The sequence below is a fragment of the Arthrobacter sp. T2-23 genome (assembly GCF_055398325.1).
The window spans coordinates 2,066,070-2,091,716 of the sequence record NZ_AP027917.1; the positions used below are offsets into that span (position 1 = coordinate 2,066,070).

The window sequence follows — 25,647 nt, forward strand, 5'->3', positions numbered from 1 at the left end:
GTATGGACATCTTTGGAACAATTCTGGCCCCGTTCAAGTGGCTAGTTTCCGCCATCATGATCGGTTTTCATGATGGATTGAGCGCCATTGGGCTCCCGGCCGCCAACGGGTGGACCTGGACGCTGTCCATCATCGGGCTGGTGCTTGTCATCCGCGCCGCGCTGATCCCCGTCTTCGTCAAGCAGATCAAAGCCCAGCGCGGCATGCAGTTGTTGCAGCCGGACCTGAAGAAGCTCCAGGACAAGTACAAGGGCAAGACCGACCAACTTTCCCGCCAGGCCATGGCGCAGGAACAGATGGCCATGTACAAGAAGCACGGCACCAACCCGTTCTCGGCCTGCCTGCCCATGTTGATCCAGATGCCGTTCTTCTTCGCTCTGTTCCAGGTGCTCTCCGGTATCAGCTCCGCCAAGGCCGGCGGGACTGGCATCGGCGCGATGAACATCGACCAGGTCAAGCAGTTCGATGAGTCGAGTATTTTCGGCGCTCCGCTCTCTGCGTCCCTGCTGCACGGCGGCGCCGGCGGCAACGACGTGGCTGTCTGGGTACTCTCGATCGTGATGATCCTGGCCATGACAGCGTCGCAGTTCATCACGCAGAAGCAGATCATGGCGAAGAACATGTCCGAAGAAGCCATGGCGAGCCCGTTCATGCGCCAGCAGAAGATGATGCTCTACATCCTGCCGGTCGTCTTCGGCGTCGGCGGCATCAACTTCCCCATCGGCGTCCTGATCTACTGGACCACCACGAACCTTTGGACCATGGGCCAGCAGTTCTTCGTCATTCGCCGTATGCCGACGCCGGGATCCCCCGCCGCCAAGGCCCTGGCCGAGCGTCGTGCCGCCAAGGGCCTGCCCTCCCTGCCCCTGATGGGTGCCAAGAAGGCCGACGCCGAGGCCGAAGCAGCAGCCGCTGCTGCCGCCGTCGCCGCCAAGAGCCAGCGGGTACAGCCGCAGCGCAAGAACAGGAAGAGGAAGTAATGTCCGCCGAGAGCACCGAACACGCTATTTCCGACGAAGCCGCTTCCCAGGCCGAGCTCCAGGCCGAGGTCCTGGCTGACGGTACCCCTGAGCCGCGGAATGACTCCGACGACGCCACGCGCGGCTCAGAGAAGGGCTCCTCGGCCAGCCGCCTTGAGGAAGAGGGGGATGTGGCCGCGGACTACCTCGAAGAGTTGCTGGACATCGCCGACATTGATGGCGACATCGACATCGAGGTCCGCAATGGACGCACCTACATCTCGATTGTCGCCGAAGAGGAAGGTTCCGGTCTGGAGAACCTGGTTGGCCGCGACGGTGAGGTGCTCGAAGCCCTTCAGGAGCTGACCCGCCTCGCGGTACTCTCGGCCACGGAGAACCGCTCCCGCCTCGTGCTGGATATCAATGGCTACCGCGCGGACCGTGCCGGTGACCTGCAGCAGATTGCTGAAGACGCCATCGCCTCGGTCAAGGACACGGGCAAAGCCGTCGCGCTCGCCCCGATGAGCGCCTACGAACGCAAGATCGTGCACGACGCCGTGGCAGATCTTGGCTTTGTCAGTGAGTCCGAAGGCGAAGGTGCCGACCGGCACATCGTTGTCTCCGCAGACTGAATCCGCGGAGTAACCTGATGGTGGAAATTACTGCGGCCGAACTCAAGGCTGCCGAATCTATTTTTGGCGACCGGCTGGACCTGGCGAAGCGCTACGTGGAGCATTTGGCCACCTCGGGGACGGAACGTGGCCTGATCGGCCCCCGCGAAGTGCCCCGGCTGTGGAGCCGACACGTCCTCAACTGCGCCGTGATCGAGCGCGAGATCGCCCACGGAAGCCACGTGGCCGACGTCGGTAGTGGCGCCGGCCTTCCGGGCCTTTGTCTCGCCATTGCGCGTCCGGACTTGGAACTCACCCTGATCGAACCGCTCGAACGGCGCGTGATTTGGCTCCAGGAAGTGGTCGATGACCTCGGACTGGAAAACGTCACTATCATGCGGACCAGGGCGGAACTGGCTGTGGGCCAGGTCCAGGCCGACGTCGTCACCGCCCGTGCGGTTTCAGCCCTTTCGAACCTTGCCGGACTGACGATTCCATTGCTCGGTGGCAAGGGTGAAGTTGTCGCCATCAAGGGGCGCAGTGCCGGTGAGGAGATCGAGAAGGCGGCCAAAGTGATCCGCGAGCTCGGTGGCGTGGAGACAGCTGTGGTGGTGGTCGGTGAGGACCTCCTCGAAGAGCCCACGACGGTTGTCCGAATCGTTGTGAACAAGCCTCGAAAGATTGCGTAGCACCAGCCCGGTGCCGTCGGTCTTCTGAGCGAAGAGGTTAGGCTAGTGACCGGCAGTAAACGCCGAATGAGAGTGAGAGTGTCAGAGTGAGCAGTAGCGAAGCCTCCACACAACGGATTCCCCCGTTTGTGTCCCTGGGGTCAGCACGTGCCTTCGGCGCGCCGGCTGCCGCTCACAATGTGTCGCCGAAGCAAACGCTTTCGGTTACAGACTCGGTTCATGCGAGCGTTTCACGTGAAACTTCCGTTCCCTCGATCGGCAACGTGCTCGATTCCATCGACGATTCAAGCCCGATTGCCCGCGAGCTCGCCCACGAGAACAAGCGCCGCGAACGGCTGCTGGGCCGCGAATTGCCGAAGCCGGAAAAGACCCGGATCTTCACCGTTTCAAACCAAAAGGGCGGGGTGGGCAAGACCACCACCACCGTCAATATCGCTGCCGCCCTGGCTGCCGCCGGGCTCAACGTCCTCGTGATCGACATTGACCCCCAGGGCAATGCCTCCACCGCGCTGGGAATCGAACACCACGCCGACGTCGACAGCATCTATGACGTCCTCATCAACGACCTGCCGTTGCAGGACGTCGTGGCTCCCTGCCCGGACATCGCGAAACTGATTTGCGCCCCGGCTACGATCCACCTGGCTGGCGCAGAGATTGAACTCGTCAGCCTGGTCGCCCGGGAGCAGCGTCTGCGGCGCGCCATCGACGTCTATGCCAAGGAACGCGCTAAGAACGGCGAGGAGCGGCTGGACTACATCTTCATCGACTGTCCGCCGAGCCTTGGTCTCCTGACGGTCAACGCTTTCTGCGCCGCCAGTGAAGTCCTGATCCCGATCCAGTGCGAGTACTACGCGTTGGAAGGCCTGAGCCAACTGCTCAAGAATATCGAAATGATCCAGAAGCACCTCAATGCGGATCTGGTGGTCTCGACCATCCTGCTGACGATGTACGACGGCCGCACCAACCTCGCAGCCCAGGTGGCAGCCGAGGTGCGTGAACATTTCCCGGAGCAGGTTCTCGGAGCTGTGGTTCCGCGCTCGGTCCGGATCTCGGAGGCGCCGAGCTACCAACAGACCGTCATGACCTACGACCCTTCCTCCAGCGGCGCCCTATCCTACTTGGAAGCCGCAGCGGAAATTGCTGAACGTTAGAATCTTCTCAACAATTGCACTAGCCAGAGCCGGAGTATGCCGGGCTCTTCCACTGGAGGGATTTATCCATGAGCGATAAGCGACGCGGCCTCGGCCGTGGACTTGGCGCGCTGATTCCAAGTTCCGCCTCGGCCAACGCCTCCGGGAACGGAACTGCGCCGTCCCGGCCCGTGGACCTGTTTTTCCCCGAAGCCAGGAAGCGCACCTCGGAAGCGGAAACCCCGGAAGAGACCACGGCAGCCGAAACGTCGGAGGCGGAGACGACGGCGTCTTCCGCTTCGGTGGATTCTGTGGAGTCAGTTGCCCGCGCCGATGCGGGTGCGCGCGCCCAGCCGGCGGCCAAGGCTGCGAAGACCGAAGAAGAACCGTCCACTGAAACTTCGCGGCCAACTGCCAAGAAGGCAGCCCCGCGCAAGACCGCAGCGGCTAGGAGCGAATCCCGTGACCCCGGCGAGGCCGGGACCAAGCCCGCGACCGCGGGGCTCAACGTCGACGGCGACAACGGTGTGGACCTGGTGGAGGTCCCCGGCGTCCGTTTCGCTGAAATTGCGGTAACGGACATTCATCCGAACCGCAAGCAGCCGCGTTCCGTGTTCGATGAGGACGACATGGCGGAGCTCGTGCACTCGGTTCGGGAAATCGGCGTCCTCCAGCCAATTGTGGTCCGGACTTCAACCGAAGAAGGTGGCGAACCCTACGAACTCGTTATGGGTGAACGCCGCTGGCGTGCCGTGCAGGCCGCCGGGCTGGACACCATCCCTGCGATCGTCCGGGACACCACTGATGATGACCTGCTGCGCGATGCCCTGCTGGAGAACCTTCACCGCAGCCAGCTGAACCCGCTCGAAGAGGCCGCCGCCTACCAGCAGCTGCTCGAAGACTTCGGAACCACCCATGAGCAGCTCGCTGATCGGATCGGTCGGTCCCGGCCCCAGGTATCCAACACGCTGCGCTTGCTGAAGCTGCCGCCTCTGGTGCAGCGCCGAGTAGGCGCGGGCGTCATTTCGGCAGGCCACGCCCGCGCGCTTCTCGCGCTTCCCGACGCGGCCGCCATGGAGCGACTTGCCCAGAAGATCGTCGCCGAGGGAATGTCGGTCCGGGCAACCGAGGAAGCCGTAACTCTCTACCAGAGCCCCTCCGCGGCGCCGAAGAGCAACATTCCCCGTCCGGGCGCACGCCACGAGCGCCTCGATTACCTGGCCTCTTCGTTGTCGGACCGCCTGGATACGAACGTGAAGATCTCCCTCGGTGCCCGCAAGGGCCGCGTCAGTATCGAATTTGCCAGCGTTGAAGACCTCAACCGGATCATGGACGTCCTAACCCCAGGTAACCCCAGCTAAGTTTCCTGCTATCCAGGCATAGGCAGGGCCCGTTTCACGTGAAACGGGCCCTGCTTTTTTGTCCGCAGCCCCGCCCTCCTGTTTCTGTGCGGGCATTGCTGGCGTCAAACGCGCTGAAGACGCTCTAGTCGGGCTGCTTGTCCCTGCTGTGGCAGTGGTGGAGGCGAAGCGCCTAGGCAGGCTTCAGGGCTCTGTGGCCGCATACGCAGGTTCCTAGGCGCAGGGTGTGCCGGAAGAGGGGCACTGCGCGACAAGATTATCGGCTACGTCGCTGACGGGGCGTCAGCCTGCGATTATCCTGCGGCGATTCGGGTCCCCCGTGGGAGGCGTCCGGGCGTTTCACGTGAAACAGTGGGGTCGTGTCTACGGTTCGCTTGCATCAGTCCCGAGATACGGAGTGGCCCGGAACACAATGAGTTTTTTTGAGTTTCGGATTCAACCTGCCGTGAGGGGGCGCACCCAGGAAACTCCTTGGGTGCGGGACCAATGGCTGTGCATAGTCCCCGGCCTTTGACAACGGCTCCGCTCTCCGAGATTGGCCAACTCCGCCGCCTGAAGTATCGCCTAAGTCGGCCGACGGGTCGTAAGCCGCGGCATCGAGCTTCCGTCGCGCTCCGACAGCTTGTATTCGACCGCAACCCGCTAGTGGAGTCCGGGTGATAGGTTCGGGCGGCTTCGGCGTTTGTTCCAGGAACGGCTCAGCTGCCGGAGTTCAAATTGCAGCCGAGGGCGTGGGAGGAACCCCCGCTTGGAGGTTCCTTGGCTGGCTGTTTCACGTGAAACACTACCGCCCTTTGTCGCGCCTTGACGGCATCGACCATAGCCTCTGCCCCTCGGCGGGGTTATCGCGGAGCCTCGCAGGATTACCGTGAGGGCAGCCGCTAGCTGCAGTTGGTGCCGTTTTACGCTGTTGGGTATGAGGCACGCGGCTCCCCCGAAGCTGATCGGATGGCCCCTTTCCTCCGCCTCCTCCGCAAGATTCCACGCTCTGAATTTCTCCAAAGCCATTCATGCTGCACGGATTTGGCCGTAGGGAATCTGACGGAGCTACGCGAAGAACACCTCCGCCAACGGTCCCAAGAGCATTGCGGCGTGCCTGCCCTTTGAAGTCCAGTCCGCGTTGAGAGGGATGCTAACGCCGTTAGTGATGCCGGCCCGGCATCCTTGCGGTACAGGCATCGCCTCTTGCCTAGTAGTTTTCGGCCGAGACTCCTGGAGCACGAACCGACGGCGGTGGGTTCCAGTGAAGCTCAGCTCCTTCGGCCCAGGGCCTGCCAGCGGCAACTGGCAGGCACTGCGTTGGCTAGCACGCTGCTTCGGAGTCATGCACCGGATAGTAGGAAGCGGCCGTGCTAGTGGTGCCGGGGGCCACGGGTTGCTCGGCGACTTGGCCCTTCGCCTGCCAGCTACGGGGAGTCCTGACGTAATGCCCAGTGGTGCGGGCGACACGGAGTCTGCGTTTCCCGGGCCACCCACGGATTGCGCGGACGCAACAGGCTTCGACTCCGCTTACTCTGCTGACCGCAGGCACACCTCGGCTCCCCCAGATCCTCCTCGGGCCTTCGCGCCGCAGGGGTCCCTGGGTGCAGTTCCTCTCCCTGGCAGTCGCTGGAGGTGAGGGTGGATTTCGAGCCGCCCCAAACACCCCTTCCCCGCGAGCATACTGGCCCGTGGAACGCCGGCCTTCCCTCGGACGGATGGTGACAGGACTAACGGCTCGGACTCCACGTGCCGGCATCGGGTCGCCACTCGGCCCGGTCCGAGCTTCCGCCAACAAAGCATCAGCACCTCCTGAAGGGCGGATCGGACTGTCATTGCGGAAGCGAGTGCCGGTGGATGGCGACGCGGACCGACGTGGAGAAAGCGGTGGATATTGCTGTGGATAACTTTGTGGATTACTTCCGGTCGTGGGGACACGGGTGGAAGCTGAGCCGAAGGTGGTGGGTGGCCTCTCACCCGGCCCACTCCCCAGCGTTGGAGGAACGAGTGGATGTTTCACGTGAAACGCAGCAACTGGGCGGACGGCGGCAGCAATCAAGCACGGCAGCGCCTGAAAAATCCCCACAACCTGGTTAATTTTTCTGGCTTCTGATCCGGCCTAAGCCGCTAGTGTCCGGGCGCTCCTGCTCGGACGGGAAGCGGACTGGCGCTGACCAGCCCAAGCCGCTGGTAGTTCACCCGTCTGACCGGCGGAAAGTACTGGCGCGGCCTGTGGATAGAGCTGTGGGTAATTTCCCGTGGACCTGTGGATAACTATGTGCACAAGTTCTGTGGAGAACTGGCCAATCAGCCCCCGGTCCCCCTCGGAGTCTCCCCCTCGGAGTAAATCGGAAGAGCGGGCAGGCCGCGGGAGATCCTTGCTTCCCTGGCTACAGAGGCAGCTCGGCGACGTCGTATCTCCGGGCAATAGGAGCGAACATCCGATCGGGATGGTGCGCCCCTGATCACTGGGTGCTGGCGCCGCCCATGACCCGGCCAGCGTGGGTGCCTACTGCTTCCCGCAGTGTGATCTCGGCGGCGGAGCGTGCAAGCCGTGGAACCGTTGCCGAACCAGGCGGCGAACCGACTACCAGCCAGACTCGCGGGTTCACGCCGGACCACATCAGGGTCTGCGTACCTCGCGCCAGTAGCGTCCTTGAGGTGGCGGGCCGACGCATGGAATCTGGTTCATGTCCGCCAACCAGGACCGGAGGTACTGAGGGGAGCCGGTTGTGAGGCTGGTCCGGCGGCACAGTCGGACGTAGACTCTCTGGGCGCTCCCCTCCGGCGGCGAGCCCTCTCCCTCTGACTCCCACTAGTGGCGCACGGGAGTCGTCCGACCGGCGCTTCCCGGAAGTGGACGGGCGTGTACTCCGGACCGTCCTCGCGTTTCCACGCAAGTATCCAGCGACGGGTGCCATGCAGCTTGGAGGTGATGAGGGCGAGCGTCTCAAATCACCGTGGCGGTCCGTTGGCTCGGTGAGGCGCAGGTCTGGAGCAAGCTCAGCACGTCGGCCGGCATGGAACTCGATTGCTCTAACTTCCATCCGCATAGCGGGCAGTTCCGCCCTTCGCACCGTACCCTTCGGACGCTTATCGGCCTTGGATGAGGGCACTCGACCGGTCTGGGTGCGAGACCCGTCCAAGATCCGTGGTCGATTCGCTGACTGGCAAGTCTTGGTCGCACGTTTCACGTGAAACATTGCCCCATTGAGGGACGCACGCCCCCTTTGGTGTTCAGGAGCCAGCGGGGGTTCCATTAAGTGATGCGTGGCTCCATGCGTCTCCTCGGGTCTGCTTCGGTGTACCCGAAGATGCGACGTATTACGTCCTGGGCAATGTCAGCGTGACGATTGAATCCGCACGATGCCAAGCTTCGGCCTAGCGGTTTCATGGGCGGCGCAGAAACGGACCGTCACAGGCCGCTGGCAGCCACACGACTTGGCTGAATATGCCGCGAACGAACGGCGGCGAGCTCACGGCGGCACTTAAGTCGCAAAGGGTGCCTAACAAGCGATACTAGATAGCTGACTATCGGTAATCCATCCAGGTGGCCGATGTGGATGCTCACGAACACTTGAAATGGACCACGATGGCTGCGTGCAGCATGCGCGCGGGATGTTTCACGGGAAACGGGCCGAAGACTCCTTGAGGGATTAATGCAAACGTCGCCGGACATCGGTTTCCAGGCATAGTTGCCGCATATTTCGGGCACCGCGGCGCCCACGATCGAAGAGTGCGTCAGACGGTCACGGCCCAAGGCTCGTCCATCCGGTGAAGGAAGGACGGGTATTGGAGCCTTCATAGCGTCCGCCTAGAAGGGGTGTATACCGGAATAGAGATGCCATGGATGTACATGGGGTTCTAAAGCAACTGCAGGAGGATTTCTCGGAGGGCTGCAAAGATACTCCCCTAGGTGCGTGTTTCACGTGAAACCTTGCGGTCGCTACGTCCGCTATGCCGTAGACGTCGCGTGCCCGAGTGGTTCACGTGCTTTCCCAGGCCACAAGCAACAATTAGCCGGCACGAACTCCCCAATATCGGCAAAAGTATTGAGGAGACGGTCGCGTCCCGAACCTCGAGTCAAGAGGCTGACGGTTTTAGTTCCCGGGGCTGCGCAAAATTGACGCGGGGTGGCGGAACGGCGGTCAGTGTTTCACGTGAAACATATCGGCGCTAACGGTACCGTGAGGCTTATTTGCCACCGTGAAACCTCATCTAGACTCCACACCCGTCCAGCGACAGTATCCCTGGGACCAAATACTGCTGAGTGCATAGCCCCGCCCACATGGCTCAGGTTCCCAACAAGGACGTCGGACCGGCTGCGTCATGTCCTCGAACCGCGCTGAAGGGTGCACGAGCCGCGGGGACATCTCCACGGAGACGCGCGTGCCACGCACTTGCGACGCGCAGAAGGCAACCTACCGTTATTTTCGCGAAAGTAGCTAGCGGCGTGGAAAGCCGGCCGCCAAAGAACCTGGGGTACGGCCCCCTAACGTGCAGGACAGAAACGACGAATAGGCCAGAGCCGTTGAGCACAGAAGATATCTTCAATCAATCGCTACTAGTTGCACTCCTTGTGTTGAAGCGCCCTGAAGACCCCGTTCAGAGGCATGACGCGGAATCCGCGGACGCCGTGGGCCGCTAAGACGTCGAACCATGGGGAAACTAAAAGGCGGCCCCCTCTCTTGGAGAGGGGGCCGCCTTTCGGATCCGCCCTTTCAGGGGCAATCCGGAAAAGTGTGTTGCCGACTAGGACAAAACGTCGGCGAATTCCTTTTCGAAGAACTGCTTGGGCCTGGCGCCGATGACGGTGCCCTTCACTTCCCCACCCTGGAACAGGTAGACGGCGGGAATGGAGGTGATGCCGTATTCAGCCGCGATGGCCGGGTTGTCGTCGACGTTGACCTTGACGACATTGACCTTCTCGGCGTACTCGACGGAAATCTCGTCGAGGATGGGACCGAGCTTGCGGCAGGGTCCGCACCATTCTGCCCAGAAGTCCACGATGACGGGCTTGTCAGCCCCCAGTACGTCGGTGCTGAAGCTGGCGTCTGTTACGTCTTTAGCGTTGCTCATAACCTTGTCTTTCTCTTGGGTTGCTTGCCGCGCGCTGTTTAGGCGTGGAGGTCTGCGAGGTAGTGCTCGACGTCGAGAGCGGCGACGCAGCCGGAGCCGGAGGCGGTGATGGCCTGGCGGTAGGTCGGGTCGATCACGTCGCCGGCGGCGAAAACGCCCTTGATGCTCGTCTTGGAGGTGCGGCCCTCGACGGCGATGGTGCCTTCGGGCGCAAGGTCCAGCTTGCCCTTGACGAGGTCGGTGCGGGGATCGTTTCCGATCGCCACGAAGACGCCGGTCACGGCGAGTTCGGTCTCGGTACCGTCAACAAGGTTCTTCAACCGGAGACCGGTGACCTTGTCTTCGCCGAGCACATCCTCCACGCCGGTGTTCCAGATGAAGCTGATCTTTTCGTGCGCCAGGGCGCGGTCAGCCATGATTTTGGAGGCGCGCAGCGTGTCGCGGCGGTGGACCACGGTGACGGACTTCGCGAACTTGGTCAGGAACAGAGCCTCTTCCATGGCGGAGTCACCGCCACCGATGACGGCGATGTCTTGATCCTTGAAAAAGAAACCGTCGCAGGTTGCACACCAGCTGACACCGTGTCCCGAGAGGCGCTTCTCGTTGGGGAGGCCAAGCTCGCGGTAGGCAGATCCGGTGGACAGGATGATGGACCGGGCCTGGAAGGTCTCCCCCGTGCCGATGGTCACGGTCTTGATGTCGCCGTCGAGATCCAGTGCGGTGACGTCCTCAAACTGGATTTCCGTGCCGAAGCGCTCGGCCTGCTTCTCGAAGTTCTCCATTAGGTCCGGGCCCATGATGCCGTCCGGGAATCCGGGGTAGTTCTCGACGTCGGTGGTATTCATCAGCTCTCCGCCGGCGGTCACCGACCCTGCTAGGAGCAGCGGCTTCAGGTTGGCGCGTGCCGTGTACACCGCGGCGGTATAGCCCGCGGGGCCGGAGCCGACGATGATGACATCACGTACTTCGGACGCGGTGTTTTCTGCGTTGCTCACTGAACGGTGAACCTCTTCCTTTGTCGATGCGCCCGCCTGGATGGCCGGCCACATGGCACAACTGCCGTGCGGGCGCGAATATTCCGCTGATGCCGGTCACAGCGAGGGCATCCACAAGTACTCAGGGTACCGGTGGGCATAGGAAACCGGGGTGTGTCAGCCCCCGGGTTACGAGCGCCGGTTACTGGACTTTGATCTCGGCCAGGCGCAAGCCGAAGCCGTAGCGGGTCTTGGGTGCGGCCAGCTTGGGCAGGCTCTTGATGGAGACGATCACATACTGGGCCGTGACGGGCTCCGGCAGCGGCATAGTGAGCTCCGGCGAGGTGAAGCTGTTGCTGCCCACCTGCTTGGCTCCGTCCAGCGAGGGCCGGTCATTGGTGAAGACGCTGATGTTGCCGCCGGAGGCTCCGAGCTGGCTGAGGGTCACCGAGGAAATCTGGGCCGGACCCTTAAGCTTCACGATCAGCGGAACGCCGTCGGGCGCGAAGCCGCCCCAGCTGTCGGTGGCAAATTCCATGTCGGACCAGTAGCTGGCGGCGTTACCGTCATAGGTCTTCACCAGATCGCCGTCGTAGGTGGCGGCGAAGTCGAAGTTGCCCTGGCGGGTGACGGACTCAATGGCCGGCGGCACTGCCGCCGGCGACGCGCTTTGGCTTGCCGACGCCGTGCCCGACTGTGTGGGGGTACCGGCGGCAGTGGTGGTCTTGGCGGCTTCTGGTGCGCCGCCCTTGAAAAGGCCGCCCAGATTGGTGACGGCGAAGATGAGGCCGATGACCAGCACGGCAGCCAGCAGGGCGCCCACGAGCCAACGCATGGACCGCGGCTCGCGCCGGGGCTCGTCGTCGTTGTTGGCGTCGTAGTCCGCGTAGTCGTCCTCCGCCGCACGCTTCCGGGCGAAGGCCGGGAAGCGTGCGGCGCCGCCGGCGCCCTTTGAGCCGGCCGTCTCCAACGAGGTGGTCTCTTGCTCAGGCTCGGCGTAATCGTAATTTTCGTCCTCCCAGAGGGAGACCTTCGGCTTCTCCCCGGCCGGGGATGCCTGGGCTGCGGGCTGGGCGGGCTGGACCGGGTGGGCCGCCGTTGGCTGCGGCGTGGCCTCCTGCGGCGCGGTCTTGGGGGACCTGGCTGAGTTTGCGGCGGCGGCGCCCGCGGCTACTCCGGCGGCGGCAGCCCCCGCAGCCCCCGCAGCGCCGGCTCCACGGGCACCTGCGCCTGCGCCTGCGCCCCCGGCACCAGCAGCCGGAGAGGCTGCCGGTGGGGTGGGAACGCGCTGCGGAGGGGCCGACGGCGTCGTGGGTCGCAGTGCAGCCTGGCGCTGCTGTTCTCCGTAGTTGATGTACCCGGCTTCGACTTCCTCGTCGTCGTAGAGTCCGTCATAGGTCTCGGGCTCCGTGGAGCGCGCCTGGCCGAAGATTTCGCTGCCCAGCGTGTCGGTGAAGAAGGGCTCGACGTAAGGCGGGTTGGAACTGACCACCAGGTCCAGCAGGTCGGCGGCCGAGGTGTGGTTTGTGATGAGGTAGGTGGCGGCGTCGCTGACCCCGAGGTCGAGGATCTGGACGTGGCCGGGGCGTTCACCCGTTGCCACCTCGCGGGCGCTCTGGGCCACCTGGTCGGCGTTTCCCGGGCCGGCAACGAGGATGCTCACGGGGCGGTTGAGCACCTGGTCCACGCCGTCCAGCACCAGATCCTGGTCATGCGAGGTCAGTACCGTGGCTGTGACCTTGTAGCGGCCGCCAAGTACTGATCCGACATCGATCGGGTGGGACACGGGTTCCTCCTAGACTGTCCGGGAACTGCCGGCCTTGATGACGTCAACAGTCATCGCAGGCCCCCCGGTAAGATGGTGGACCCCAGGTCTGCAACTCCCCTTGTTAGTCTTCGATCCTAGCCGATGCAGTCTCGGCGCCGCGTGATTCCGGCATCCGGAAGCGCAGTGGGGTTATTTTTTCTTCCGCCGGCCGAACGGGAAGTAAGGGTTGTGGCCTGCCTGCCCCTGGTAGGTCCGGCGGCCGGGCAGGGGTTTCTCGGACCGGCCCTGGCTGGCCTGGGCGGTGCTGGGAAGCTCCTCCTCGGGGAGGTAGTCGCCGTCGGCCCCCCAGCCGCGGCCGTCGTCGCGGAGGTCCGGGCCGGCGCGGAAGGAAGCCGCGTCGAATTCGCCGGAGATCCGGGGGATCAGGCCGGTGTCCACCGAGGTGGTGGCCCGCTGGGGCATCGTACGGGCGGGGGCCTGAGCCTCGTGCGCCACGGCCTCTCCGGCGCCGGTTTCCGGACCGGTTTCGGGGTGCGTTTCAGCGGCGGGGGCACGGCGGAGGCGGCCAAGCAGCGGCTGCAGCAGGTCCTGCAGCTCCGTGACGCGGAGGGCCTTGAGCAGGACGAAATAGACGGCGAGCATGACGGGGCCGACGACGACGATCGTCACCAGGGCCGCGGGCCTGCTGCTCCAGGCGAAGCCGTCGGGCCGGTAGCTGCCCATGAGCCACAAGGCGCCGGCGGCGGCCAGGGCCGAGCCGAGTGCCGCGTAGCCCATACGGATGTAGGAGCTGGCAACCCGCGGCCCATCGAGGTGCCCGAGCAGCCGGCGCAGGAAGAACGCACTGACGATGACCGAGAGGATGTTGCCGCCGGTGTAGAGGACGGCAATGGCGAAGATGATCTGGTCGAACGGCAGGTACTGGATAAAGAAGGCCGCCACGACGTTGACCGCGGCCAGCACCAGCTGGATGAAGAACGGGGTGCGGGCGTCCTCGTTGGCGTAGAACACCCTCGACATCATGAAGTTGGCACTCATGAACGGGGTGCTGAGGGCCAGGATGGTGAGCGTTTGGGCCAGCATGACGCCGTCCTGTCGCTGTTCCCCGGAGAAGAACATGCCCAGCGGTCCGGCGAGGGCGAAGAGCGCGAGGGCCCCGAAGACCGTCGCCACGGCCATGGTGCGCAGACCGTGCGACAGCGCCCGCCGCAGCTCGGCCCGGTTGCCGTCCTGTGAGGCGCGAGTCATGCGGTTGAAGAGCACCGTGGCCAGCGAAAGCGCAATGATCGAGTGCGGGAGCAGGTAAAGCTGGCTGGCCACTTCCAGCACGGCGTTGCCAGGGAGGGTGGCCGCCGCGGCGTGGTCGCCCGCGCGTTCGAGCCGGAGGCGCTCCGCGCCGGGGATCGTGGCGATGCGCATGACATAGAGGAACGCCAGCTGGCCGGTGGCGGCGGTGGCCAGCGTCCAGACGCTCAGCTTCGCGGCCTGCCCCAGGCCCACGCCACGCCAGCCGAAGCGCGGCCGCAGGCCCAGCCGCAGCCGGAAGACCGGAACCAACAGCATGGCGGTCTGCGCGATGACGCCGATGGTGGAGAACCCTGCCACCAGGAAGGTCTGGAAGGAGCCCCAGTTGTCGAGGGTGTGCGGGTTGGCGGCGTTGGCGCCGAGGATCCAGATGAACATGCCCAGGCCCGCAATGGCGACCACGTTGTTCAGGATCGGGGCCCACATGGCGGGTCCGAAGGCGCCGTTGGCGTTCAGCACCTGCGTGAGCAGGGCGTACAGGCCGTAAAAGAAGATCTGCGGAAGGCACCAGAACGCGAACGAGACGGCCAGCGACTTCTGCTGCGGCGAGTAGCCCTGGGTGGTCAACTCAATGACCCAGGGTGCGAGCAGCGTCACCAGCAGCGTCAGGGAGAGCAACACCACCACGGCCAGGGTCAGCAGCCGGCTGATGTAGTCCGCGCCGCGGTCCGGTCCCTTGCTGGCCTTGATGATCTGGGGCACCAGGACGGCATTGAAGACGCCGCCGGCCACTAGCAGGAAGATCAGATTCGGCAGGTTGTTTGCGTTGATGAAGGTGTCGGTAACCGTCGAGCCGAGACCGAGCGCCGCTGCCAGCATCCAGGTCTTCCCGAAGCCCAGGAATCGTGAAACCAACGTTCCGGCGGCCATGACGGCGCTGGAACGCGCCTCTCCGGGATGGGCGGCCTGGGCGGCGGCCGCCCCGGAGGGGACGGGCTTTTCTGAAGGGGGCTTGGCTGCAGACATTGTCTTCATCGTCTCACCCGGGCGTGCCTTTGTGCGCAATCCGGGCACCGAAGCGCCTCGGGCGGCGCCGTGGAGGGCGGCCGGTGCGGCGTTTGGCCGCCCCTCGGGATGCCTCAGCGGTGTTCGGGCAGCACTTCCCGGGCGAGGTCCGCGATGCGGCGCTCATTCGGGAAGGAGAGCTTGCGGGCCAGTTCGTGGAGCGGGACCCAGGCGACGTCGACGGCTTCCTGGTCCGGATCGTTCTCGATGGTCAGTTCCCCGCCGGTGGACTGCAGGAGGTAGTGGTGGACGGTCTTGTGCACGCGGTGCCCGCTGACGGTAAACCAGTAGTCGATGCTTCCGAGCGGCGCCAGGATCTTGCCTTCGATCCCGGTTTCCTCCGCGATTTCGCGGACTGCGGCTTCCTCGTTGCTTTCCTCGCCCTCCGGGTGGCCCTTGGGCAGGCACCACTCGAGGCGTCCGCCGCGGTTGAGGCGGGCAATGATGGCAACCCGCAACTCTGCGTCGGAGGTGTCCACCACAACGCCGCCGGCAGAGATTTCCTCGACAGTCGGCAGCGAAGCCGGTCCCGGGTGCTGCGCAGGCGCGACGTTGGCACCTATTGCCGATGGCAACGGTGCGTTTGTCCTCCTGCCGGGAGCGCTCGGTACGGGATGGGCCATGGAGTCCACTCTAACGACTCTTGCCCTGACTTGATGACCTAAACATGACGGGAACGTGGCCGGGCAGAAAACCGGCGCGGCTTCCCTGCCCGTCCGCGCGGCGGCCTCCGGCGGATCGTGAACGGCTCCAGTGTGGTGCTGGCTGGGATTTCTGACAAGCTTAAGAGACTATGGCGCACGCACATCACCAGACTGACTCCCACACCGTCGACTTCCAGGTGGACCCGGTGGTCCTCGAACTTGGGCAGCGCTTTGTCGACGCCGGTCATGAGCTTTCCCTGGTGGGCGGTCCGGTGCGTGATCTCTTCCTGGGCCGGGTCTCACCGGACCTGGACTTCACCACGGACGCGACGCCGGATCAAACCGTGGCACTGATCAAAAAATGGGCGGACAACTACTGGGAGATCGGGCGCGCCTTCGGAACGATCGGCATGCGCAAGGCCGGGTTCCAGATCGAGATCACCACCTACCGCGCCGAGGCCTACGATCCAGAGTCGCGCAAGCCCGTGGTGGCGTTCGGATCATCCCTCACCGACGACCTGTTGAGGCGGGACTTCACCATCAATGCCATGGCCCTGCGGCTGCCGGCGATGGAACTGGTCGACCCCTTCGGCGGGGTCCGGGACCTGCACTCCTCCACGCTCGCCACGCCGGGTTCCCCGGAGGACTCCTTCTCCGATGACCCGCTGCGGATGATGCGTGCCGCCCGCTTCGCGGCCCAGCTGGGCGTGACGGTGCACCCGGACGTGCGCCAGGCGATGACAAAAATGGCGGAGCGGATCAAGATCATCTCCGCCGAACGGGTTCGCGACGAGCTCGTCAAGCTCATCTGCGCCGCCCGGCCTCGGACCGGCGTGGACCTGCTGGTGGAGACCGGGCTGGCGGAATTCGTGCTGCCCGAAGTCTCGGCCCTGCGCCTCGAATCCGATGAGCACCACCGTCACAAGGACGTCTACCAGCACTCGCTTCAGGTCCTGGAGCAGGCCGCGGCGCTGGAATCGGAGGCTGACGGGCCCGTGCCCGGCCCGGACTTCGTGCTGCGGTTCGCGGCGCTGATGCACGACGTCGGCAAGCCCGCGACGCGCCGCTTCGAGCCCGGCGGTGCGGTTAGCTTCCGCCACCACGACATGGTCGGGTCCAAATTGACGTCCAAGCGGATGAAAGCCCTGCGCTTCGACAACGACACCATCAAGGCCGTGGCCAGGCTGGTGGAACTGCACATGCGCTTCTACGGCTACGGCGACGCCGGCTGGAGCGATTCAGCAGTCCGCCGCTACGTCACCGACGCCGGGCCGCTCCTGGAGCGCCTGCACCGCCTGACCCGTTCGGATGTGACCACCCGTAATCAGCGCAAGGCGGAGCGGCTGGCTTTTGCCTACGACGACCTGGAGGCGCGCATCGCGGCGCTTCGGGAGCAGGAGTCCCTCGAGGCCGTCCGGCCCGACCTCGATGGCGGCCGAATCATGGCCCTGCTGGGACTCAAGCCGGGTCCCGTGGTGGGGCGGGCCTACAAGTTCCTGCTGGAAGAGCGGATGGAACACGGCCCGCTGGATCCGGCCGTTGCCGAAGCAAAGCTGCACGAATGGTGGGCGGCGCAGCCGGAAGCTGCCGCCGTCGACATTTCCCCGACAGAGGAGTCCTAAGTGATTGCACCTTCCAACGGCCCCCGCCCCCAGCTCTGGATCCTGCGCCACGGCGAAACGGAATGGTCCAAGAGCGGGCAGTACACCGGCCTCACCGACCTTCCACTCACGGTGGAAGGCGAGCAGCAGGCCGTGGAGGCGCGGAAGGTGCTCGACGCCGTCGACTTCGACCTGGTGCTGACCTCACCGCTGCGCCGGGCACGCCGGACGGCGGAGCTGGCTGGTTTCCCCGACGCCCAGCTGGAACCCCTCGCGGTGGAATGGGACTACGGCGAGTACGAAGGCATCAGCTCCGATCTGATCCGCAAGGACAACCCCGACTATCTGATCTGGACGCACGGGGTGCCGAACGGGGAATCCCTCGACGACGTCGCGGCCCGCGCGGACAAAATCGTGGCACGCGTCCTTGAATCCGGGCTGGACAATGTGCTCATCGTGGCGCACGGCCATTTCTCCCGGATCCTGACCGCGCGGTGGCTTGGCCTCGACGCCCACGAGGGCCGTCACTTTGTGCTTGGCACGGCGAAAGTGTGCACCCTGGGCTGGGATAAGAAGACCCCGGCCGTCGTCCGCTGGGGACTATAAAGTCTGTATATAGTCCGTGGGGAAAAGTTTTTCCGAGAATCTTTATGAATTATGTTGTCAATGGCCGCATTCATGGTGTATTTTTATTCCTGACCCCAGTGCGACTTGCCAGGGTCACGGCGCGCGTCGCCCCGGCCAGTCAGCCGGAGATACGGCAGAACAGAAAAGGAGGTTGGGAAAATGATTACTTTGACTCGCGGATGGATGTACACCCTCACCGCCACCCCGGCCTCTGACGCTGCCCCGCGCCCGAAAGTCGGACTTTCCGCCCGCTAATCCCCCGCTCCCGGCCTGAAGCCGGAGCCGGTAGTTTGCCAGGGCTCTCCTTGACGGAAAGCCTGGGAGGAATGTCGGACCCAGCGGACCCTCGCGGTTGCGCCATCACCCCATAGTTCGGAACCCAGCTTCTTGTTGGGGCTGTAGCGCATTGCGTACGGGGCCCATTCGTTCGTGGTTGTTCTTGACAGCCGCGAAACCACCTCATTAGCACCCGGCATTTCCGCACCCAATTCGGGGCTCATGTCACCGATTTTAAAGGCCTCTAATTGGCATGCCCAATTGTTTTCCATTTCTGCAAATGAAAGGTCCAGCGTGACTATCGCAACGAATCCAACCGCACGGGCCGCCACCCGGCGGCGCCAATCTCTCCGCCGGAACCCTGGAAGGGAGGTGACCACCATGATCCGAAAACTGCATGGGGTACTTGTCTTCAACCCGACCCCGTTTCGCCGGGAAGGGACGCAGTTCAACGGCCAGCTGCTGGAACAGCGGCGAGAAGAGGTTTTCCTCGCCATGTACCAGCTGGGACGTCTCCGCTGATGTCGCGGCGATCCGGCCCCGAGCGGGCAGAGAAATGCGCCCAGCGAAGGGGGAACTGGTGACAGCGATTGGAACTGGTCTGCAAGGAGCCCACGCGGCGACGCGTGGGCTCCCCCCGTTTAACCGCCCGGCCGCCCCGGTAAGCTCGAGGCATGCAGGAGACAAAGCCGCCGGGGAACCGCAAGCGGACCCGACTGGTAGTCCCGAGCCGCAGTGACGTGCTGCTGCGGAACTTCACCGAACTCATCGGCGGCCCCCTTGGCCGGCGGACGGCCCCCGGCATCGTCTCCCCCGGCTTCTTCACCGTTGAACGTGTCCTGGTTCTACTCACCGTCCTCGCCGCCCTGCTAGGGATCCTGCTCAAGAGCTACTGCCGCGGCAACGGCTGGGAATCCCCCGGCCAGTTCTACGCCACCTGCTATTCGGACTTCCCCGAGCTGTTCCGGAACCGTGGACTCGGCGACGGCGCCTTTCCCTTCGTCACCGCAGGCAGCTTCTTCGAATACCCCGTGCTGATGGGGTTCATCGCCGGGGCCACGGCCCTCCTGGTCCCCGGCCACGGCGTCAGCGATTCCCGCGTCCTGGCCTACTTTGACGTCAACGCCACCCTGATCGCCGCCGTCTGGATCGTCACCGCACTGGCCACCGCACGCACCGCGCGGCGCCGGGCCTGGGACGCCGCCATGGTGGCCCTCGCCCCCGGCATTGTCCTCGCCGGCTTCATCAACTGGGACATGTGGGCCGTCGCGCTGCTGGCCCTTGGCATGTACTTTTTCTCGAAGAACAAACTGGTGCTCGCCGGCCTTTGTATCGGACTCGGCACCGCGACCAAGCTCTACCCGCTGCTGGTGCTCGGTGCGGTGGTGCTACTGGCAATCCGCACCGGCAAGGTCCGTGCCTTCCTTGTCACCGCCGCTGCCGCCGCCGCCACCTGGCTGGCCGTGAACATCCCGGCTGCCACCAGCGACCCGGCCGGCTGGAAGTACTTCTACCAGTTCACCGAGTCACGGCCCGCGGGCTACAGCTCCCCCTGGTTCGCCTACAACCTCGTGGCCGGACGCCTGGGCTGGAAGCCGCTGGAGGCCGAGGCCATCAACGCCTCGGCCCTCAACCTCTTCCTGGCGGCCTGCGTGCTGATCGCGGTCCTGGCCCTTGCGGCCCCGCGCAGGCCGAGGCTGGCCCAGCTGGCGTTCCTGATCGTGGCCGCCTTTATCCTCACCAACAAGGTGTATTCGCCGCAGTTCGTGATCTGGCTGATCCCGCTGCTGGCCCTGGCCCGGCCCCGGTGGCGCGACTTCCTCATCTGGCAGGCCGTCGAGGGACTGCACTGGGCCGCCATCTGGATGTACCTCGGCCAGGTCACCAGCGGCGGCGCCGCCCAGCACAACATTGACATGCCCTACTACGTCCTCGCCGTCCTGGCCCACATGCTCGCCACCGGCTACCTGATGGCGCGGGTGGTGTGGGACATCTGCGACCCGGGATACGACGTCATTCGCCGCCACGGCATTGATGATCCCCACGGCGGCCCCTTCGACCGGGCCGCGGACTGGCTCCGGCTGGATCTCCTGCGCCCCTCGGCATCCGTGCTGCCGTGGCGGCGCGCCCGCACCGGGGCCTGATCCGGGTGCCCGACGTCGCCGTCGTAGGTTCCGGGCCCAACGGGCTGGCCGCCGCCGTGACGATGGCGCGGGCCGGGCTGGCGGTGCACGTCTACGAGGCGGCCGCGACCGTGGGCGGGGGACTCCGCACCGCGGAGCTCATCGAGCCCGGCCATTTCCACGACGTGTGCTCAGCGGTGCACCCGATGGCCCTGGCGTCGCCGTTCTTCCGCGAGTTCGAACTGTCGCGGCGCCTCCGGCTGGAGGTCCCGGACCTCTCCCACGGCGCACCCCTCGACGGCGGACGTGCCGCGCTGGGGTACCGCTCGCTGGAACGGACCGCGGCGTCCCTGGGGCGCGACGGCCTGGCCTACCGCCGGCTCATGGCGCCCCTGCTTGACCGGCTGGACGGCATCGCCGATCTCACCCTCAACCAGTTGCTCCGGGTGCCCCGTGACCCGCTGGCGGCCGCCGTGTTCGGACTGCGGACCATCGAGCAGGGGTCTGCCCTGTGGGGACTGAGGTTCCGCGATGAGCTCGCACCGGCACTGCTCAGCGGGGTGGCCGCCCACGCGGTGGCTCCCCTGCCGACGCTGCCCGCGGCGGCAGCCGGCCTGCTGCTGGGCGCGCTGGGCCACGCCGGCGGCTGGCCCATCCCGGTGGGCGGCTCGGCGGCGATCGCCCGGGCCATGGTGGCGGACATCGAAGCCCACGGCGGTGTGGTGGAAACCGGGGCGAGGATCGGCTCCCTGGCGCAATTGGCGCCGGTCAAGGCCACGCTGCTTGACGTAGCCCCGCCGGGACTGCTTCGGATCGCCGGGAGCCGGCTTCCGGCCGGGTACCGCCGCGCGCTCGAGTCGTTCCGCTTTGGCAACGCCGCCTGCAAGGTCGATTTCATCCTGTCCGGCCCGGTGCCGTGGGCCGCCCCCGAACTCGCCGATGCCGGCACGGTTCACGTGGGCGGCACCCGGGCCGAAACCGCCGCTGCCGAACGCCTTGTGGCTGCCGGCCGGCATCCCGGGCGGCCCTATGTCCTGGTTTCCCAGCCTTCCCGCTTCGATCCGGGACGTGCCCCCGCCGGCCGGCAGGTTCTCTGGACTTACTGCCACGTTCCCGCAGGATCCACGGTGGACATGGGCGAGGCAGTCACGGCGCAGCTGGAGCGCTTCGCCCCGGGTTTCCGGGACCTGGTCGTGGGCCGCCGCGTGACGACGGCCGCGGAACTGGCCGAATACAACGAGAACTACGTTGGCGGCGACTTCAGCGCCGGGGTGATGGATCTGCGCGGCCTGCTTCGGCGCCCCGTGCTGGGACCCGTACCGTGGCGCACACCCGTCCCGGGACTGTACCTCTGCTCCTCGTCCACCCCGCCCGGGCCCGGTGTCACCGGTATGCCGGGTTTCCACGCGGCCAAACATGCCTTAAAGGACATATTCGGACTGACAGCGCCGGCGCTGGGGTTCTAGGACGCGGCGGCCAGGATCCCCGCCGAGAGGCGGCCGTCCCGCATGGTCCCCACGGCGTCGGTGAAGGAAACCAGCCCTGTATCGTGCGTGACCATCAGGGTTGCCACGCCGAATTCGTCCGTGACCTGGCGGAGCAGCCGGACAATCTCCTCACTTCGCCCGCGGTCCAGCGCCGCCGTCGGTTCGTCAACCAGCAGCACCGCCGGGCTGGCCATGAGGGCCCTCGCGATGTTCACGCGCTGCCGCTGCCCGCCGGAGAGCTGGTGCGGACGTTTGTCGAGCACCGACGCCAGGCCAACCCGTCCTAGCAGCTCCACGGCCTTCCGCCGTGCCTCGCCCAAGGGCTCGGCCCGCAGATGGGCGGCGACCAGAAGCTGTTCCACCGCGGTGAGCGACGGCAGCAGGTTCGGCTGCTGGAAGATGATCCCGATGCTGTCCCGGCGGAGCGACGTCCGCCCGGCGTCCGGAAGCGCGGCAGCATCCTGGCCCGCCACCAGGACGGATCCGGCGGTGGGGCGCACCAACGTGGCGGCCACGGCCAGCAACGACGACTTTCCGGAACCTGACGGGCCCACAAGGGAGACGAATTCGCCGCGGCGCAGTTCCAGGCTGACGTCGTCGAGGGCACGCAAGGTGCCCTCGCCGTCGGGGTATTCGAGGGTGACATGGCTGAGCTTCAGGTCGGGTTCCATAAATATGCCTTTCGGAGAATGTTTTTAGCGGCCGGGGCGGCGCACCGGCGGGATGGACGGGTGTTAGTTGCCGCCGAGTGCCAGGAGCGGGTCGATCCGGGCGATGCCGCGCACTGCCAGCTCCGCGCCGGCCAGTCCCAGGACCACAATCCCGGCGACGGGCAGCAGGGTGGTCTGCACGGTGGTGAGGAACGGCGCCGCCTGTGCGGCCAGCAGGCCGCCGACCACGCCGGCCGCCCCTCCGGCGGCGGCCCCGGTGACGAGGACGACCGCCGCCTGCACCATGGCGTCCTGGAGCACGTACGCCGAGGAACCGCCGAGGGCCTTCACGACGGCAATGTCCCTGGTGCGCTGCACCGTCCACACGGTCAAGAACGCCACGATCACCAGCGCCGAGATGCCGTAGAGGAAGGCTTGCATGAGCATCAAGGACCCGTTCTCGCTGCGGTAGGAGCCGAGCGCCTGGAAGGAACCCTCCCGGCTGGCACTGACCGTCCCGGCAGCCTCGTCCGCCGCCGGGACATCCGCGCCGCCGTCGTCGAAGCTCGCCGCGATCACGGTGGCGACGGCGTTCCCTCCGGCCAGATGGGCCAGCTTCCGCCAATCGGCCAGGGTGGTCCAGACGACGCCGGTGTGCGAATACCACTGCTCCTGGACCACGGCCGAAACCGCGAGGTCGGTGCCGCCCACCGAAACCCGGCTGCCGACGGCGAGGTCGAGCTCCCTGGCGAGTCCGGACCCCACCACCACCGTGCCCTCGCCGACCGGGGCCGGCGCGAGGCGGCCGCCGGAGTCGACGCCGAAGACGGCCACGTTGGCGGTGCCGGCCGGGTCTCCGCCCGCGCCGAGGGCCTGCAGGCGGGTTTGGCTGATGCCGAGCCCTTCGGCCCTGCTGACGCCGTCGCGGGCGGCCCAGGCGGCCAACTGGGCGCCGGTGACCTCGGATTCGGTGAAGGAGGCCTTCGGGCTGGTGCCGGCCGGTGCACCGAAAACGATGTGATCGGCCGGCAGGTCGGCAATGGCGGACGTTGACTGGTTGCCGAGTCCGGCGGTGAGTCCGGAGAGCATCACGAGCAGCAGGGTAATCAGGGCAACGACGCCGCCCATCAGGGCGAAGCGGCCCTTGGCGAAGCGGATGTCGCGGATGGCGAGAAACATGGGTGTCCTTTGCGGTGGTTAATGGCGTCCTTCCACTCTGGCGCCGCGGGAGCGGCCTGACATCGGGCGTCCGGATGGTCCGGGGCGGACACCCGGTTGATCCGCCGGTCAACCAAAAGGTTGATTGTGGCCGCCCGCCGCCCGTTGTCCGGCTTTGTTGTCCGGCCTGCGGCCGGCTCCGGGCTAGGCTGAAAGCATGGAGGACCTAAGCGGCGCTGCGGAGCACGACTCCACCGGCGCGGCCGTGATCCTCCGCGTCCTTCGGGTCAGCCTGCACGTGGGTTTTGCCGTGCTGCTGCTGGTGGCGCTGGTGCGGCTGCTGGCCGCCGGGGTCCACGGGGCGGCGTGGCTCCAAGTCGGCCTGGTGCTCTGCCTTGCCGGCGTCTACCTTGCGGGCACGGTACTGGAGAAACGCCACTCCGTCCGGCCCGGCCGTTTCGACCCACGGCCGCTGTCCGCCTGGTGGCTGGCCGCGGTGTGCCTGCTTTGGCTGCTGTTGGTCTGGGGCAGCGCGGACTTCGTCTGGCTGGCCTTCCCGCTGTTCTTCCTGCAGCTGCACGTGCTTCGGCGGGGGCCGGCGCTGGCCGCCATTGGGGCCAGCACCATGATGGTGGTCGCGGCGCTGTGGTTCCACAACGGCGGGCCGGCCGGGAGCCAGCTGCAGCTGCCAATGGTGCTCGGGCCGGCCTTTGGCGCGGCCTTCGCCGTGGTCACCGGGCTGGCCTACCGGGCGCTGTACCTGGAGGCCGAGAATCAACGGCTGGCAGCCGAGGAACTCCGCGCCACGCGCGCCGAACTGGCCCGCAGCCAGCACGACGCCGGGACGCTGGCGGAGCGGACCCGGCTGGCCCACGAAATCCACGACACCCTGGCCCAGGGTTTCTCCAGCATCGTGCTGATGGGACGCTCGGCCGAACAGGCGCTGGACGCCGGCGACACGGGACTGGCCCGGAACCGGCTCCGGACCGTCCAGGACACCGCCGCCGCCAACCTGGCCGAGGCGCGCAACTTTGTCCGCGGCCTGCAGTCCCCCGACCTCGAGCAAAGTTCGCTGGTGGACGGCCTGCGCCGGCTGTGCGCGCAGACCGAAACGGAGGCCGCCGCCCGCGGCGCGGCCTTGAGCTGCCGCCTTGAGGTCGAGGGCACCCCTGCGGACCTCCCCAACCCGTACCGGACCACCCTGCTGAGGGCTGCCCAGTCCAGCCTCGCCAACGTGTGGACCCACGCGAACGCCGGAACCGCCGTCGTGACCCTGTCCTTCCTGGGCTCCGAGGTGGCCATGGACATCTTCGACGACGGCGCCGGCTTTGACCCCGCCGCGGTGCCTAACCGCGCCGACGGATCCGGCTTCGGCCTGCTGTCGCTGCGGGACCGGGTGGCGGCGCTGGCCGGGACCCTGGACCTTGAGTCCGCCCCCGGCGAGGGGACCGTGGTCGCGATCCGGCTGCCGCTCGAGGGGGGAACACCACCGGGGACGCCGGCCGGTGCGCCCGGGAAGGGGGGACGGTGAAAGAGATCCGCGTCCTGCTGGTCGACGATCATCCCGTGGTCCGGGCCGGACTGCGGGCCATGCTGGCCGACTTCGAGGGCATCGCCGTCGCCGCGGAGGCCGCCGACGGCGCCGCCGCCCTCGCCGCGCTGGCGAGTCTGAACGCCCTGGGCGAGCCGGTCGACGTCGTGCTCATGGACCTGCAGATGGGCGCCGGCATGGACGGAGTCACGGCGACGGGCAGGATCAAGGCCGGCGAGGCCGGGACGCCGGCACCGCCCGTACTGATCCTCACGACCTTCGACTCCGACGCGGACATCCTCGCCGCGGTGGAGGCCGGCGCGAGCGGCTACATGCTCAAGGATGCGCCGCCCGGGCAGATCCGCCAGGCGGTGCTGGCTGCCGCCGCGGGCCAGACCGCGCTGGCACCGGAGGTCGCCGCACGGCTGCTGGGCCGGATCCGGAACCCCGCGCCCGCCCTTTCCGCCCGGGAGATCCAGCTGCTGGAGCTGCTTGCCACCGGCCTGGGTAACCGGGCCATCGCCCGGAAGCTGTTCATTTCGGAGGCGACGGTGAAGACGCACCTGGTGCATATCTACGGGAAGCTCGGCGTGGACAACCGCACCGCCGCCATCGCCGTGGCGACGCAGCGGCGGATCATCCGTCGGGGCTAGGACCGACCCGGTGACACGGCAATGTCCCTGGCACAGG

The 25,647-nt window shown here is 66.1% G+C and carries 19 protein-coding genes; 12 read left to right on the forward strand and 7 right to left on the reverse strand.

What is annotated here, in order from left to right:
* Positions 1-2: 2 nt before the first annotated feature.
* The 5 genes from yidC to ACZ5Z0_RS09610 all read left to right on the forward strand — a co-directional run bounded on the left by yidC (position 3) and on the right by ACZ5Z0_RS09610 (position 4,750).
* Entirely contained in the window at positions 3-980 is a 978-nt protein-coding gene (gene yidC / locus ACZ5Z0_RS09590) for a membrane protein insertase YidC (protein WP_464108210.1), read from the forward strand.
* Entirely contained in the window at positions 980-1,591 is a 612-nt protein-coding gene (locus ACZ5Z0_RS09595) for a Jag family protein (RefSeq protein ID WP_464108211.1), read from the forward strand. Before yidC ends, ACZ5Z0_RS09595 begins: the two co-directional genes overlap by 1 nt.
* Positions 1,592-1,608: 17 nt before the next feature.
* Positions 1,609-2,259, forward strand: coding sequence for a 16S rRNA (guanine(527)-N(7))-methyltransferase RsmG (gene rsmG, locus ACZ5Z0_RS09600; protein ID WP_464108212.1), 651 nt, complete (start codon positions 1,609-1,611; stop codon positions 2,257-2,259).
* Positions 2,260-2,345: 86 nt separating this feature from the next.
* Entirely contained in the window at positions 2,346-3,410 is a 1,065-nt protein-coding gene (locus ACZ5Z0_RS09605) for a ParA family protein (protein ID WP_464108213.1), read from the forward strand.
* 68 nt (positions 3,411-3,478) lie between these two features.
* Positions 3,479-4,750 (forward strand): ParB/RepB/Spo0J family partition protein, encoded by a 1,272-nt coding sequence (locus tag ACZ5Z0_RS09610; RefSeq protein WP_464108214.1) that lies wholly within the window; start codon positions 3,479-3,481, stop codon positions 4,748-4,750.
* Positions 4,751-9,481: 4,731 nt separating this feature from the next.
* Here ACZ5Z0_RS09610 and trxA read toward each other — a convergent pair.
* The 5 genes from trxA to ACZ5Z0_RS09635 all read right to left on the reverse strand — a co-directional run bounded on the left by trxA (position 9,482) and on the right by ACZ5Z0_RS09635 (position 15,483).
* Positions 9,482-9,808, reverse strand: a complete 327-nt coding sequence (gene trxA / locus ACZ5Z0_RS09615) for a thioredoxin (protein WP_138767913.1) — start codon at positions 9,806-9,808, stop codon at positions 9,482-9,484.
* A gap of 38 nt (positions 9,809-9,846) precedes the next feature.
* Positions 9,847-10,803: a thioredoxin-disulfide reductase gene (gene trxB, locus ACZ5Z0_RS09620; RefSeq protein ID WP_464108215.1), complete on the reverse strand. Its 957-nt coding sequence runs from the start codon at positions 10,801-10,803 to the stop codon at positions 9,847-9,849.
* A gap of 181 nt (positions 10,804-10,984) precedes the next feature.
* A complete protein-coding gene (locus ACZ5Z0_RS09625; protein WP_464108216.1) occupies positions 10,985-12,568 on the reverse strand; it encodes an ABC transporter substrate-binding protein in 1,584 nt (527 codons plus the stop codon).
* Between the two features lie 171 nt (positions 12,569-12,739).
* Positions 12,740-14,821 (reverse strand): murein biosynthesis integral membrane protein MurJ, encoded by a 2,082-nt coding sequence (murJ, locus tag ACZ5Z0_RS09630; protein ID WP_464108217.1) that lies wholly within the window; start codon positions 14,819-14,821, stop codon positions 12,740-12,742.
* Positions 14,822-14,934: 113 nt separating this feature from the next.
* A complete protein-coding gene (locus ACZ5Z0_RS09635; protein WP_464108218.1) occupies positions 14,935-15,483 on the reverse strand; it encodes an NUDIX hydrolase in 549 nt (182 codons plus the stop codon).
* 170 nt (positions 15,484-15,653) lie between these two features.
* Here ACZ5Z0_RS09635 and ACZ5Z0_RS09640 point away from each other — a divergent pair, with 170 nt between their 5' ends.
* The 5 genes from ACZ5Z0_RS09640 (at position 15,654) to ACZ5Z0_RS09660 (ending at position 21,597) form a co-directional block, all read left to right on the forward strand.
* Positions 15,654-17,126: a CCA tRNA nucleotidyltransferase gene (locus ACZ5Z0_RS09640; RefSeq protein ID WP_464108219.1), complete on the forward strand. Its 1,473-nt coding sequence runs from the start codon at positions 15,654-15,656 to the stop codon at positions 17,124-17,126.
* A complete protein-coding gene (locus ACZ5Z0_RS09645; protein ID WP_464108220.1) occupies positions 17,127-17,711 on the forward strand; it encodes a histidine phosphatase family protein in 585 nt (194 codons plus the stop codon).
* A gap of 669 nt (positions 17,712-18,380) precedes the next feature.
* Positions 18,381-18,530, forward strand: coding sequence for a hypothetical protein (locus ACZ5Z0_RS09650; protein ID WP_464110812.1), 150 nt, complete (start codon positions 18,381-18,383; stop codon positions 18,528-18,530).
* Between the two features lie 152 nt (positions 18,531-18,682).
* The gene (locus ACZ5Z0_RS09655) at positions 18,683-20,152 is read left to right on the forward strand and encodes a glycosyltransferase family 87 protein (protein WP_464108221.1); all 1,470 of its coding nucleotides are present in this window, start codon (positions 18,683-18,685) and stop codon (positions 20,150-20,152) included.
* 5 nt (positions 20,153-20,157) lie between these two features.
* Positions 20,158-21,597, forward strand: coding sequence for a phytoene desaturase family protein (locus ACZ5Z0_RS09660; RefSeq protein ID WP_464110761.1), 1,440 nt, complete (start codon positions 20,158-20,160; stop codon positions 21,595-21,597).
* Here ACZ5Z0_RS09660 and ACZ5Z0_RS09665 read toward each other — a convergent pair.
* Both ACZ5Z0_RS09665 and ACZ5Z0_RS09670 read right to left on the reverse strand, forming a co-directional pair.
* Positions 21,594-22,289, reverse strand: coding sequence for an ABC transporter ATP-binding protein (locus ACZ5Z0_RS09665; protein ID WP_464108222.1), 696 nt, complete (start codon positions 22,287-22,289; stop codon positions 21,594-21,596). The genes ACZ5Z0_RS09660 and ACZ5Z0_RS09665 overlap by 4 nt on opposite strands.
* A gap of 63 nt (positions 22,290-22,352) precedes the next feature.
* Positions 22,353-23,447, reverse strand: a complete 1,095-nt coding sequence (locus ACZ5Z0_RS09670; protein ID WP_464108223.1) for an ABC transporter permease — start codon at positions 23,445-23,447, stop codon at positions 22,353-22,355.
* Between the two features lie 196 nt (positions 23,448-23,643).
* Here ACZ5Z0_RS09670 and ACZ5Z0_RS09675 point away from each other — a divergent pair, with 196 nt between their 5' ends.
* Positions 23,644-24,957 carry a sensor histidine kinase gene (locus ACZ5Z0_RS09675; RefSeq protein WP_464108224.1) on the forward strand — a complete coding sequence of 438 codons (1,314 nt, stop codon included), beginning with the start codon at positions 23,644-23,646 and terminating at the stop codon, positions 24,955-24,957.
* Positions 24,954-25,610, forward strand: a complete 657-nt coding sequence (locus tag ACZ5Z0_RS09680; RefSeq protein ID WP_464108225.1) for a response regulator transcription factor — start codon at positions 24,954-24,956, stop codon at positions 25,608-25,610. Before ACZ5Z0_RS09675 ends, ACZ5Z0_RS09680 begins: the two co-directional genes overlap by 4 nt.
* Positions 25,611-25,647 lie beyond the last annotated feature (37 nt).